Source organism: Achromobacter marplatensis, assembly GCF_002209535.1.
In the GTDB taxonomy this organism is placed as follows: domain Bacteria; phylum Pseudomonadota; class Gammaproteobacteria; order Burkholderiales; family Burkholderiaceae_B; genus Achromobacter; species Achromobacter marplatensis.
Genome location: NZ_NJIG01000020.1, coordinates 86955 through 99942, shown reverse-complemented (window position 1 = coordinate 99942; position 12988 = coordinate 86955). Strand labels below are relative to the sequence as shown.

Here is a 12988-nt window from a genome sequence, read left to right as displayed (position 1 = left end):
ATGAACAATAGGAACGCTCAGCAGACCGTATTTTTTACGCAACCCATTGATTTCAAATGGGCCAACCTATCCACCAAGCGCTACTGAGCGCCACCGAGATCCAGCAAAAATCGTCAGACATTGAAGCCGCCGGTGATGATGACGTCGCGCAGCCGATCCTTCAGGAACAGGTAGCCGCGCGCATCGATCAGGCCGGTGTCGCCCGTATGGAGCCAGCCGTCGACAAGCGTTTCGGCGGTCTTCTCAGGCAGGCGCCAGTAGCCGGTCATCGTCAGGTCACCCTGCACCACGACTTCCCCGATTTCCCCGCGCGGCAAGAGCGCGCCATCCGGGCCCATGATGGCCACGTCGGACAGCCACGTTGCGCGCCCGACCGAGGCGCGGTTCTGCGGCGCGTCCAGGTCGGCGGGCCGCAGCACGGTGGCGATCTGCGGCGCCTCGGTCTGCCCGTAGGTGGTGCCCAGCACGGAGCCGAAGAAGTCGCGCGCGCGGTCGATCTTTTCGGGCGGCATCGGCGCGCCGCCATAGATCAGGTTGCGCAGCTTGGGGAAGTCTGCGCGCGAGACGCCTTCCTGCGCCATGATCATGTAGATCAGCGTGGGCGGCATGAAGCTCAGCGTGCCGCCGCGTTCGCGGAATGCCGCCGTGATGGTGGCGGGGGTGACGGCGTCCAGCAGCAGGTGCGCGCCGCCGCAGGCCAACACGGGCAACAGGTATGTGCCCGTGCCGTGTGTAATGGGGGCGGACACCACGTATCGGTCGTCGCAGGTCAGCGCCCAGCTGGCGATCTGGTTGATGATGCCCGCGTTCCAGGCGCGGTACGGCTGCATCACGCCCTTGGGCAGGCCGGTGGTGCCGCCAGTGAACTTGATGGCTTGCGTGGCGTCGCGCGACAGCGCGTGGCGCACCGGCTCGCATCCGGCGTATTGCTGCAGCAGGGCGTGCAGGCGCAATCCGTTTTCCCGGTCGCCTTCCTGACCGTCCTCAAGATGGATGCGCGCGCTGTCCGAGGGCGGCGCCAAGGGATCCCCGGCGGCGTCGACGATGACGATGGACGGTTCGGTGGCGTCCAGGATGCGCCCGATCTCGCGCGCGGTGCTGCGGTAATTGAGCGGCACCCAGACTTTGCCGCTGGCCAACACGGCCAGCAGCGCCAGGATGTGCCGCGCCGAGTTGCCGGCGCAGATGGCTACCCGGGTCTGCGGGTCGGGGTCCAGCCCTTGCAGCGCGGCCGCCAACGCCCGCGTGTCGGCTGCCAGCTGCGCATAGGTGACGGCGCCTTCCGGGCCGTCCAGCGCCACGCGTTCGGGATACTGCTCCGCGGCGCGGAAAAAGAAATCGATCGGGTACACCCTGTGCTCCTTGAAACCTAGTTGGCCTTGATGTCGGCGCGTTTGACGACGGCGCCCCATTTGCCGATTTCACTGTCGATCTTCTTGGCGAAGGTCTCGGGCGTATTCGGCGTGGCGGGCGCATAGAAGCCGGACTGCTGGTAGGACGCCTGCAACGCCGGGCTGGCCAGCGCCTGGTTCAGCGCTTCGTTCAGGCGCGCGATGACGGGCGCGGGCGTGCCCGCGGGCGCCACCAGGCCGAACCACGATTCCACGTCGAAGCCGGGCAGCCCGGATTCGGCCAGCGTGGGCACGCCCGGCGTGGACGGCAGGCGCTGGGGCGAGGTGACGCCGATGGCGCGCAGCTTGCCGGCCTGCACGTGGGGCAGTGACGACGGCAGGTTGTCGAACATGGAATCCACCTGGCCGCCCAGCAGGTCGGCCACGGCGGGGCCGCTGCCCCGGTACGGCACGTGCAGGATGTCGGTGCCCGTTTCCATCTTGAACAGTTCGCACGACAGATGGATGGACGAGCCGCTGCCGGAGGACGCGCAGGTCAGCTTGCCGGGATGCTGCTTGGCGTAGGCAATGTATTCCTGCACCGTCTTGACCGGCACCTTGGGGTTAACGACCAGGATGTTGGGGATGGTCGCCACCAGGCCGACGGGCTTGAAGTCCTTGATGAAGTCGTAGTTAAGCTGGCTATACAGCGTGCGGTTGATCGTGTTGGCGATGGAGCCCATGTACAGCGTGTAGCCGTCGGGGGCTGCGCGCGACACGATTTCCGCGCCGATGTTGCTGTTGGCGCCCGTCTTGTTTTCCACCACGAAGGTCTGGCCCAGCGCTTCCGACAGCGACTTGGCCATCAGGCGCGCGACGATGTCGGTGGCGCCGCCGGCGGCATAGCCGACGACAAGGGTGACGGGCCGCTCGGGATACGGCTTCGCCGCAAGGGCAGCGGGGCTGGCGATGAGCGCGCCGCCCAGGGCGGCCGCCAAGGCGGCCAGGCGCCTGGTAAGTGTCTTCATGGTTGTCTCCGTCCTGTTTGTCTAATATTTGGACAGATCTTTGTCTGCCCGATTTCATATTGGGCTTTGATAGGGCCGTCATCAACGCAAGCTGTCCAAAATATGAACAAACCGGAATCCGAAACCGCAGGGCCTGTCGTGCTGCGTCGCGGGCTGCGCGTGCTGGGGGTGTTGCGCCAGGCCGGAGCGGCGGGCATGCATGTGGTGGACATCGCGCGCGCAGCCGGCATGCAGCGGTCCACCGCCTATCGCTATCTGGACGTGCTGGTGGAAGAGGGCTATGCGCTGCGCGAGTCCGAGGCGCCGCGCTGGCGCATCGCGGAACTGGGGGTGATGATGGCGGGCGATCCGCACGCGCAGGCGGTGCGCGGCCTGCGCCCGGTGCTGCGCCAGATCAGCGACGTGACGGGCGACTCCGCGTTTCTCATCTGCCGGGCCGCGAACGATTCGCTATGCCTGCACCGCGAAGTGGGCAACTACCCGGTGCAGGTGCTGGCGGTGACGGTGGGGCATCGTCAACCCTTGGGCGTGGGGGCGGCAGGTCTGGCGCTGCTGGCGGCCTTGCCGCCGGCAGAGGCCGACGAAGTGGTGGCGCAGAACGAACAGGTGCTGCGCGCCTACGGCGGTATGACGGGCGTGCAGATGCGCCGCCTGGTGGAGAACACGCGGGATCGGGGCTGGTCGGTGGTGGGCAATGCCGCGGTGCCGGGCGTGTTGGGGGTCGGCGTGGCCTTGTGCGACGCGGGCGGCTATCCGCGCCTGGCGGTCAGCGTGTCGAGCCTGATCGACCGCATGCAGGCGCCGCGCCAGCGCAGCATCGCGGAACTGATCCGCGGCCAGCTGGCGCAGGACGAGGTCAGGCGGCTGCCGGCGGCGGCGCCCGGTACGTCTTCTGGTAGTGCACGGTAAAGGTCTTGAAGGCGTCCAGGGCCTTGTGCGGGTCGTGCCCCGGCTTGACCAGGAAACTGTTGAAACCGACGCGCGCCTGGTAGTGGATGGTGTCGATCATCACGTCGCCGACCGCGCGCAACTCGCCCGTCCATTGGTACTGCGTGCGCAGCAGCTGCGCCAGCGAATAGCCGCGGCCGTCGGTGTAGTTCGGAAAGTCCACCGCGATGAATGCGATGCCGGCCGGGTCCAGCGTGCCGTCGGCCTCGGCCAGCTCGCGCAGGTCGGCGTCGGGCTCCAACTGCACGGCAACGGGGTGCCGATGGCGGCGCAAGGTCGCGCGCGAAGTTTTCCAGACGGACAGCGGCACGATCCAGCCAGGTTCGTCGCTGGGTACCTGGCCTTCGGCGGCCACTTCGGGTTCGGGGACGAAGGGGCGCGCCGTGTCGGCTTGCAGGCGTCCGTCGCGGATCAGGTGCGGGCCGGGGGCGTCGTGGGCGTACAGGTCAGGCATGGGCGGGCTCGGCGCTTTGTGCGGGTTTGGCGAAGGCGGGATCGGCGTACACGTCCTGCTTGAAGGGGTCGATGCCGACGCGGTCCACCACGTCGATGAAGCGTTCGATTTCGCTGTCGCGCAATCCCAGGTAGGTGCGGATCAGGCGGTCGACGACACCGGGCACCTGGTCGCGGGCGAACGACGGCCCGATGATGCGGCCGACGGCGGCACCGCCGCCGCGCGTGGATTCCAGGTCGGGCAGGGGCTTGGCGCCGCCGTTCTGGCGGCCGCCCAGCGTGACCTGATACCACTCTTCACCGGCCTTATCGACGCCCAGGATGCCGATGTGACCCACGTGATGGTGGCCACAGGAATTGATGCAGCCCGAGATGTTCAGGTCCAGCTCGCCGATCTCGAACAGGTAGTCCAGGTCGTCGAACTGGCGCTGGATGGCTTCGGCGACGGGGATGGAGACCGCGTTGGCCAGCGCGCAGAAGTCTCCGCCGGGACAGGCGATGATGTTGGTCAATAGGCCGATGTTGGGCGTGGCCAGGTTCAGCGCTTCCAGCTTCTGCCAGAGTTCGTGCAGCCGCGAACGGCGCACGTCGGCCAGTATCAGGTTCTGCTCGTGGGAGACGCGCAGTTCGCCGAAGCCATAGGCGTCGGCCAGGTCGGCCACGGCGTCCATCTGGTCGGCCGTGATGTCGCCCGGCGGCACGCCGGTGGGCTTGAGCGATACGCTGACGGCGGCGTAGCCGGCGACCTTGTGCGCGTGCACGTTGGTGCGCAGCCAGCGCGCAAAGCGCTTGTCGCCCGCAGCCAGCGCATCGGTGTTGTCGGGTTCGTCGGCGGCGGCCGTGTCGTACTGCGGCCAGACGAAGCGCGCCTTGATGCTGTCGACGAATTCCTGGGTGATGGTGTCGGGGCCGCCCTTGATCAGCTGCCACTGTTCATCGACCTGCTGCGCGTAGACCTCCGGCGTCAGATCCTTGACCAGGATCTTGATGCGGGCCTTGTACTTGTTGTCGCGGCGGCCGTGCAGGTTGTAGACCCGCAGCGCGGCCTGCATGTAGGTCAGCAGATCCTGCCATTCCACGAACGGGTTGATCAGTTTGCCGACGATGGGCGTGCGGCCCATGCCGCCGCCCACCCAGACGCGAAAGCCCAGCTTGCCGTCGCGTTCAACGGCTTGCAGGCCGATGTCGTGCACGCCGACTGCGGCGCGGTCCTGCACGGCGCCGCTGACGGCGATCTTGAACTTGCGCGGGAGGAAGGCGAATTCCGGGTGCAGCGTGGACCACTGGCGGATGATCTCGCACCAGACGAGCGGGTCCACGAGTTCGTCCGGCGCGACGCCGGCGAAATGGTCGGTTGTGGTGTTGCGGATGCAGTTGCCGCTGGTCTGGATGGCGTGCATCTGGACGGTGGCAAGTTCCGCCAGGATGTCCGGCACGTCTTCCAGTTTCGGCCAATTGAACTGGATGTTCTGGCGGGTGCTGAAGTGGCCATAGCCGCGATCCCACTTGCGCGCGATATGCGCCAGGGTGCGCAGCTGGCGCGACGCCAGCATGCCGTACGGAATGGCGACGCGCAGCATGGGCGCGTGGCGTTGGATGTACAGGCCGTTCTGCAGGCGCAGAACGCGGAATTCATCTTCGGTGAGCTGGCCGTCGAGGAAGCGGCGCGTCTGGTCGGCGAATTGCGCCACACGCTGCTCGACAAGCTGCTGGTCGACGGGGTCATACACGTACATGTCTACTGCCCTTGAAGTCTTCTCGGTCTGAGTCCCAGCGTCCGGCGCAGGGCGGCGGAAAAAGGGGATTCATAACCGTAACAGGCAGCAGATATCAGCGTCTAAGTCATTCTGGTAATAAGGAAATAAGGCCCCCACGCTGCGCGTGCTTCGCACGCTTGCTGCCCCCCGAGGGGGCGTCCTTCCCCCTAGGGGCGGCCCGGCGGGGAAGGAGGCCCCCCACGCTGCACACGCTACGCGTGCTTGCTGCCCCCCGAGGGGGCGTCCTTCCCCCTTGGGGCGGCCCGGCGGGGGAAGGAGGCCTCGCGCTGCGCGCACTGCATAAGCTCAGCAGGGGACGTAGGATGGGTGGAGCGCGAGGAGGGCTCTATTAGAAAGAAGGCCTGCAGCGCGCGTAACCCATCAAGCAGCGGTGATATCTTGGCGGCTTCAGCTACAACGCAACCGCCGCTTGATGGGTTGCGCGCGCTGGGCGGCAATGTTCTTGCTTAAAGAATTCTCGCGCTCCACCCATCCTACGTCCTAGCCGGGGGCGCAGAACACCGGGGCGTAGAGCACGGGCACGCAGAACACGCACGCAGAACACGGGCACGCAGAGCACCAGGGCGCAGACCACCAGCGCGCAGAACGTATGTTGCCGGTCGTGGGTGGTCGCGTGAATCGCGGTTGGCGTTACAGCGCCGCGTTCACTGCCCAGCGTGCGATGAAGACCAGGATGATCACCAGGCAGGCGGCCAGGAGCAGGCCGGTGGCGATCAGGGGGCCGGGTTTGTTGTGGGCGATGTCGGCCTGGTAGCCGCGGCCGCGGCGCACGCCGAAAAAACCCCAGAGCACGGAGCGGACCGTGCGCAGGAAACTAAGCATATGCGCCTCCTGGCGGATGAGGGGATACGGCACTGTAGGCCGTGCCGTCCGCGCCAAACAGAGGCAGATTCGCGTCAACCGACCATATCAGATGCGGGCGCCCCGGGGGCGCCGATGCCGCGCACGATGTGGTCCAGCAGCTCCCGCGCAGCGGGCGAGATGTGGCGGCCCGCGCGGCTCAGCACGTGCAGGCTGCCCTGGTTCAGGATGGGATTGGCCAGCGGCAGGCTGGCCAGCCGTTGCGCCCGCATGTCGGCCGTGACGGCAATGGGCGGCGTCAGCGCGTAGCCGATGCCGGCCGCGGCGAACTGCCACAACGCCTTGAAGGAAGAGGTCGTCAGCACATTGCGCAGCCGCACTTGTTCGCTGATCTCGGCCGCCTGGATGTGCTGGCGCACGCCAAAGCCTTCCTGCATGGACGCGCCCGGATAGTCCGCCAGGTCGGTCAGCAGCAGGGGGCGGTCCAGCCGGGTCAGGGGGTGATCCTGTCGGACGATGGCGCGGATGGGCTCTGGGCGCGAATAGTGGGTGCGCAGGCGGGCGTCGTTGGGCGGCTGGAACACCAATCCTATATAGGCGCGGTCGTCCACGATGCGCTGCACGATCTCGGAGGTGCGGGCCACGTCGATGTCCAGCGTGACCTCGGGGTGGCTGCGCCAGTAGCCGGGCAGCACGCGGTCGAACATCAGTTCGACGAAGCCTTCGCCCAGCACCAGGTCGATATGGCCGCGTTCGGCCTTGCGCAGGCTGTCGATCTCGGAAAAGAAGCTCTCCTGGATGTTCTGCTGGCGTTTCACATAGCGGGCCAGGATATGGCCCGCGTCCGTGGGCACCACCCCGCGCCCGCGGCGTTCGAACAGGGCCATGCCGCAGTCGCGCTCCAGCGCGGCGATGGCGCGGCTGACGGCGGAGGGGTCCATGTCCAGCACTTCGGCGGCGCCGCGCACCGAGCCGCGGCTCATGACCTGCATGAAATAGTGGGTGCGGCGGGCGTCGAGTTTTTCGTCCATGGCGGGGCTCTTCAATGCGGAGTGCGGCGGGAGATCCACAGTGCCAACCTAGGGTTTACCCGTAAAATGCGGGATACCTTGCAAAATTTTCCCAGGAAAAGGCTGTGCGTTGCATTTTACGCAACGCTAATGCGCAAGTGGTGTCATGGTTGCCCGCGAGGCCCCCGGGCGAAAATCCCGCCTGCTGCCCGCGCCGCCGCCGCAATGCGTCGCCGTGGCGCTACGAAAACTTATTCACGTTCATCAGGGGAATTCGATGTCTCACGCCAGCGTCAGTCTGGCCGCGCCTTCCATGCCGCTATCCGCCCGCATTCGCATGCTGGCCGCCATTTTGCTGGTGGTCGTCATTTCCGAAGCGATCGGCAGTGTCACGTTCGCGGTAGGCCCGGGCAAGATCGTTCTGCAACCGATGCTCTGGGCCATCTTCATCGGCGCGGTCGTGGCCGCTTTCGGCCAACGCCTGCCGGCGGGTTCGGGCATCGACAAGGCCATGCAGACCCGCATCAGCGGCTATCTGCAGTACGCGCTGCTGCCGTTCCTGGCCAAGCTGGGCCTGATGGTGGGCGGATCGCTGCCGCAGGTGCGCGAAGCCGGCTGGGCTCTGGTGTTCCAGGAATTCGGCCACTTCTTCGGCACCATGGCCATCGGCCTGCCGCTGGCGCTGCTGCTGGGCATCAAGCGTGAAGCCATCGGCGCCACCTTCTCGGTGGGCCGCGAGCCCAGCCTGGCCATCATCGGCGAGCGCTACGGCATGAATTCGCCGGAAGGCCGCGGCGTGATGGCCGAGTACATCACGGGCACCGTGATCGGCGCGCTGTTCGTGGCGCTGATGGCCGGCTTCATCACCAGCCTGAACATCTTTGATCCGCGTTCGCTCGCCATGGGCGCCGGCGTGGGCTCGGGCAGCATGATGGCTGCCGGCGTGGGCGCCATCGCGTCCCAGCAGACGCCGGAAATGGCGCACCAGGTGGCCGCCCTGGCCGCCGCTGCCAACCTGCTGACGACGGTGGTCGGCGTGTACTTCACGCTGTTCATCTCGCTGCCCACGACCATCTTCCTGTACGGCAAGCTGGAACCCGTGCTGGGCCGCTTCTCGCGCAGCAAGGCGTCCGAAGCCGTTGTCGAGGAGAGCGTGTCGGAAGACGTGCCGGCGCATGGCGCCAAGATGGGCTTTGGCGATCGCCTGACCGCCTATCTGGTCTGCGGCCTGTTCGCACTGGTGGGCAACCGCCTGGGCTATAACGTGCCGTTCTTGGACGCGCTGCCGGGCATGGGCATCATCATCCTGCTGGTCGTGCTGACCGACCTGATCCTGCGCGTGCTGCCCAAGCTGCCCGCCGTGGCCGTGCTGTCGCTGATCGCCATGACCGCGGGCTGCCCCGGCGTGCTGCCGTACTCGGACCAGATCATCGCCGCCGTCGGCAAGGTGAACTTCCTGCCGTTCACGACCGTGATTCTGGCCATGGCCGGCCTGTCGATCCTCAAGGACCTGCCCGCTTTCCGCAAGCTGGGCTGGAAGATCGTGGTGGTGTCCCTGGCCGCCAACGCCGGCACCTTCCTGGGCGCCACGATGATCGCGGAATTCTTCCACTGATCCATCGCGCCTGACCACCGGTCAACGAAAAAGCCGCCTGGTGACAGGCGGCTTTTTCTTTTGCGGCGGGCGTCATGGCGTGGCCACCGGGATGACCTGCCGAAGCGGCCGCAAAAGGCGCTCAGCGCGCGTCGGGTGCCACGCCGGGACGGTAGCGCGCGTTGTCGGTGACGTTTTCGGTGGCGCCGATGTTGGCCACGGCGGGCACGCCGACGCCAGCCGCCTTCACGGCTACGGCGGCCTGCCATTCCTGGACTTGCGGATTGCCCATCGCAACCCGGTAGGGCTGCAGCGGCGTCAGTCCTTCGATGGTGCCCAGATCATTGGCGCTGCCGGCGCGCTGCGCCAGCGGATCTGGTTGCGCCGTGAAGTCGTCGACGGCGCGGCGCATGCGGAAGTCGGCGTACTGATCGCGCAGCGCATCCAGATTGACCTGCGGCGCTGCAGGCGGCACGTGTGGCGCATCGGCGCCGGCATGCGCGTTCCGGGCGAATACGCCAAAGGCAGAGGGAGGATCCGCGTCACGCAGGCGGGCGACGCGCTGGGCTTCCCAGGCTGTCGTGGTTTGCGCCGCGCGCTGCGCCTGGCGGGCGGCGGCGTTTTGGGCCAGGCGGTCGGCTTCCCAGGTGGGGCGGGTGTCGTCCAGCATCGGGATGCGCGCCGAGTAGGGCGCGGCGACGCGGGGAACAGCGGAGATCGCAGCAACGTTCATGCGGGGCTCCTTGTCGTGGTGGGCCAGAAGGTTGGTCTGGCCAGCGGGTGACAAGTTCACTGTAACAGGAAAGCGTGCTGCCCCCGAGCGGGCTTTTTACCTGGGGCCGCCCCAAGCAAAAAAAGGCCCCTGGCCGAAGCCAGGGGCCGAGCGGCGGCGCCCGTGGGGCGGCGCCGTACCAGGCGGGCGGCGGGACGGGACTCCGGCGGGGTTTCCCGGCCGCACCGCCTGCCCCAAAAACGCTCAGGGCTTGGTGGCCTGCATGGAGGGGCGTTGGCTGAACGCTTCGTACCAGGCGGCGGTGGCGGGGTGTCCGTCGCGCCAGTTCAGGTCGGGAAAGCGGAAGTCCAGGTAACCCAGCGCGCAGCCGATGGTGATGACGCCGATGTCCAGGCGGCCTTCCAGCGATGCGGCATGCTTTTCAACCAGCGCAAGACCGTCGCGGACCTTGCCCAGCTGGCCATCGACCCAGCCGTCCCAGCGCAGCGCCTCCGGGCGCAGCGCGGTTTCATAGCGGGCCAGCAAGGCGGCGCCCATCATGCCGTCGGCCATCGATTGCTGGGTCAGCACCTGCCAGCGCGTGCCGTCGGTCGGGAACAGCGCGCCGCCTCCCAGATCGTTCAGGTATTCGCACACCACGCGGCTGTCGAAGATCGACTGGCCATCGTCGGCAATGAAGGTGGGCACCTGGCCCAGCGGGTTGCTGGGGATGATGGTCTGGTCGCGGGCGACGGGGCCGGCGGCGCTGGGCAGCTTTTCGATGCGGTCGGCCAGGCCGAGCTCATGCGCGACGACCATGCATTTGCGGACGAATGGCGAAGCGGGCGAGTGGAAGATCTTCATGGGGGTCCTTGTCGGTAAGAGGCGTCAGTGTTGTGCATGGGCCAGGTGTTGTCCAGCCACCCAGCCGAAGGTCAGGGCCGGGCCCAGCGTAATGCCGGGCGCCGGGTAGGCGCCGCCCATCACGGACTGCATATCGTTGCCGGCAACGTACAGGCCGGGGATGGGCGCGCCCGCGGTGTCCACGGCCTGGGCGTTGGCGTTCGCCGCGATGCCGCAGGCGGTGCCGATGTCGCCGGGGTAAACCTTGACCGCGTAGCAGGGGCCGTCGGCAAGCGGGGCCAGGCAGGGGTTGGGTTGGTGCTCCGGATCGCCCAGATAGCGGTTGTAGGCGGTGCCGCCTTTGCCGAAATCCGGATCCTGGCCTTGGGCGGCGTAAGTGTTGTAGCGCGCGACGGTGGCCGCCAGCGCGCTGGCCGGCGCGCCGATCTTGGCGGCCAGCGCCGCCAACGTGGGCGCCTGGATCAGATAGCCGGCGTCGATCAGGTGTTGGCGGGGGCGGCCGCCCGGCAGCGCCAGGCCCAGGCCCCAGGTGTCGATGAAGCGTTGGTCACAGATCAGGAACGCGGGGATGGTGGTCACGGTCTTGTTGCTGCGGTACATGCCCTGCACGAACTCGTGATACGACGTGGATTCGTTCACGAAGCGCTCGCCCGCGCCGTTCACGGCGATCAGGCCGGGCTTGGCGCGGTCCCACACCAGGTGCGGGTAATGCAGGCGCTGGCCGTCGCCCGTTTCCAGCAGGGAGACCGGCGCCCAGAACGCGGGGCTGGCGTAGTCCGTGCCCAGGGCGGCGCCTGCCTGTTCCGACAAGCGGATGCCGTCGCCGGTGTTGTCGCGCGGCGCCATGGACCAGTCGCCGGTGGGCTGCGGATAGGTGCGGGCGCGGCGCTCGAGGTCCCACGGGAAGCCGCCGGTCGCCATGACCACGCCGCGACGCGCCCGGATGTTCACGGTCTTGCCGCCCTGTACGACCGAGGCGCCCAGCACGCGGCCGGCGGCATCGCGGTGCAGGGCCTGCACGGGCGCGTTCAGCCAATAGGCGACGCCGCGCGTCAGCAAGCCATGGAACAGCTGCGCGGCCAGCGCGTTGCCCAGCAGCAGCCGGGTTCCCCGGTGATAGCCTCGCAAGCGGTCCGCTGCAAAGCGCAGCACCAGCTTCATGCTGTGGCGCCAGGCGCCAAACGCGCGCGTGGCGCGCAGCAGATGACGCACGTCGGTGATGTTGACCATCATGCCGCCCAGCACCGTGAATTCCTTCAACGGATCGCGCAGCGTGCGGAAGTGGCGGCCAAGCTTTCTGCCGTCGAACTCCACCGGGTCCAGCGATCGGCCACCCATCGCCGCGCCCGGCCGGTCAGGGTAATAGTCGGGCGATGCGGTGCGCGCGGCCACGTCCAGGATGCCGCGCGACACGAGGTAATCCATCATGCGCGGACCGGCCTCCAGATAGGCGCGCTTCATCTCGTCTGACGCCGCGGCGCCAACGGTCTGTTCCAGATACGTCCAGACCTTGTCGAAGCTGTCGGGGTGCCCGGCGCTGTCCGTCTGCGCATTCAGCGGTATCCACAGCGCGCCGCCGGAAATCGCCGTCGAGCCGCCGATGCGGCCGGTCTTCTCGACCAGCAGCACGTCCAGCCCTTCCTCATGCGCCGTCAGCGCCGCCGCCATGCCGCCCGCGCCGGAACCGACCACCAACGCATCCACTTCCTTGTCCCACTTGATGCTGTCCATACTGCTTATGCTCCCGACCCGCCCAGCGATTTGCCGCCGTCCACGAAGAGGACCTGGCCGGTGATGAAATCCATGTGCGGCGCGGCCAGGAAGGACACGGCATTGGCGATGTCTTGCGGCTGGCCCGCGCGGCCGGTGGGCTGCAAGGCCAGTTGCGCGGCAAGGCGATCAGGCGTCAGGTTGCGCAAGAGCGGCGTGTCGATCAGGCCGGGGGCGATGGCGTTGACCAGAATTCCGCGCGACGCCAGCTCCATGGCGGCGGCGCGCGTATAACCCACCAGCGCCGCCTTCGAGGCCACGTAGTGCGGATGGTTCTTCGCGCCCAGATAGGCGCGCGACGCGATGTTGACGATCTTGGCGCCCGCCGCCATGGTGCGTGCGGCTTCTTGCGTCAGTGTGGCTACCGCCAGCAGGTTGACGTCGAACGCGCGGCGGTAGTCGTCCGAGCCGACGTCGAAGAACTTGCGTTCGTCGAACAGGCCGGCGTTGTTGACCAGCGCGGCCAGCGGCGGCAGCGAGGACACCATTGCCCGCGTGGCCGCCTCATCCGTCAGATCGACGACGCAGTGCGCCACCGGCAGCCCGCGTGCGCGCAGCGCCTGGGATTCCTGTTCCGCCAGCGCGCCGTTGCGGTCCGCCATCACGACGCTGAAGCCATCGCGCGCCAGGCGCTCGACGATGGCCAGGCCCATTCCGCTTGCCCCGCCGGTGACTAGTGCCGTACCCAGATTCATGGTG

General features: G+C 67.5%; 11 protein-coding genes and 1 pseudogene. 2 read left to right on the top strand and 10 right to left on the bottom strand.

The window, feature by feature from the left end; translation table 11 throughout:
- Window positions 1-116: 116 nt before the first annotated feature.
- Both CEY09_RS27995 and CEY09_RS27990 read right to left on the bottom strand, forming a co-directional pair.
- Window positions 117-1352: pseudogene (locus CEY09_RS27995) on the bottom strand (class I adenylate-forming enzyme family protein); the annotation flags it as partial.
- Window positions 1353-1369: 17 nt separating this feature from the next.
- A complete protein-coding gene (locus tag CEY09_RS27990; RefSeq protein WP_088591099.1) occupies window positions 1370-2359 on the bottom strand; it encodes a Bug family tripartite tricarboxylate transporter substrate binding protein in 990 nt (329 codons plus the stop codon).
- A gap of 102 nt (window positions 2360-2461) precedes the next feature.
- On the opposite strand from CEY09_RS27990, the gene CEY09_RS27985 reads away from it, so the two are divergent.
- Complete coding sequence (locus CEY09_RS27985) at window positions 2462-3268, top strand: IclR family transcriptional regulator (protein ID WP_088591098.1); 807 nt, start codon at window positions 2462-2464, stop codon at window positions 3266-3268.
- Here CEY09_RS27985 and CEY09_RS27980 read toward each other — a convergent pair.
- From CEY09_RS27980 to CEY09_RS27965, 4 genes are all read right to left on the bottom strand, one after another.
- Window positions 3216-3761, bottom strand: a complete 546-nt coding sequence (locus CEY09_RS27980; RefSeq protein WP_006227142.1) for a DUF934 domain-containing protein — start codon at window positions 3759-3761, stop codon at window positions 3216-3218. The genes CEY09_RS27985 and CEY09_RS27980 overlap by 53 nt on opposite strands.
- Window positions 3754-5496 (bottom strand): nitrite/sulfite reductase, encoded by a 1743-nt coding sequence (locus CEY09_RS27975; RefSeq protein ID WP_088591097.1) that lies wholly within the window; start codon window positions 5494-5496, stop codon window positions 3754-3756. Before CEY09_RS27975 ends, CEY09_RS27980 begins: the two co-directional genes overlap by 8 nt.
- 672 nt (window positions 5497-6168) lie before the next feature.
- The gene (locus CEY09_RS27970; RefSeq protein WP_006227144.1) at window positions 6169-6360 is read right to left on the bottom strand and encodes a DUF2970 domain-containing protein; all 192 of its coding nucleotides are present in this window, start codon (window positions 6358-6360) and stop codon (window positions 6169-6171) included.
- A gap of 74 nt (window positions 6361-6434) precedes the next feature.
- Window positions 6435-7370 (bottom strand): LysR family transcriptional regulator, encoded by a 936-nt coding sequence (locus CEY09_RS27965; RefSeq protein ID WP_006227145.1) that lies wholly within the window; start codon window positions 7368-7370, stop codon window positions 6435-6437.
- Between the two features lie 256 nt (window positions 7371-7626).
- On the opposite strand from CEY09_RS27965, the gene CEY09_RS27960 reads away from it, so the two are divergent.
- Window positions 7627-8964 (top strand): DUF3100 domain-containing protein, encoded by a 1338-nt coding sequence (locus CEY09_RS27960; RefSeq protein WP_088591096.1) that lies wholly within the window; start codon window positions 7627-7629, stop codon window positions 8962-8964.
- A gap of 121 nt (window positions 8965-9085) precedes the next feature.
- Here the strand turns inward: CEY09_RS27960 and CEY09_RS27955 are convergent, their stop codons facing one another.
- The 4 genes from CEY09_RS27955 to CEY09_RS27940 all read right to left on the bottom strand — a co-directional run bounded on the left by CEY09_RS27955 (window position 9086) and on the right by CEY09_RS27940 (window position 12984).
- The gene (locus tag CEY09_RS27955) at window positions 9086-9676 is read right to left on the bottom strand and encodes a hypothetical protein (protein ID WP_088591095.1); all 591 of its coding nucleotides are present in this window, start codon (window positions 9674-9676) and stop codon (window positions 9086-9088) included.
- A gap of 243 nt (window positions 9677-9919) precedes the next feature.
- Window positions 9920-10519: a glutathione S-transferase gene (locus CEY09_RS27950; protein WP_088591094.1), complete on the bottom strand. Its 600-nt coding sequence runs from the start codon at window positions 10517-10519 to the stop codon at window positions 9920-9922.
- A 24-nt stretch (window positions 10520-10543) separates the two neighbouring features.
- On the bottom strand, window positions 10544-12250 hold the full coding sequence (locus CEY09_RS27945) for an FAD-dependent oxidoreductase (protein WP_088591093.1): 1707 nt from the start codon (window positions 12248-12250) through the stop codon (window positions 10544-10546).
- Window positions 12251-12255: 5 nt separating this feature from the next.
- Window positions 12256-12984, bottom strand: coding sequence for an SDR family NAD(P)-dependent oxidoreductase (locus CEY09_RS27940; RefSeq protein WP_088591092.1), 729 nt, complete (start codon window positions 12982-12984; stop codon window positions 12256-12258).
- Between the last annotated feature and the right edge of the window lie 4 nt (window positions 12985-12988).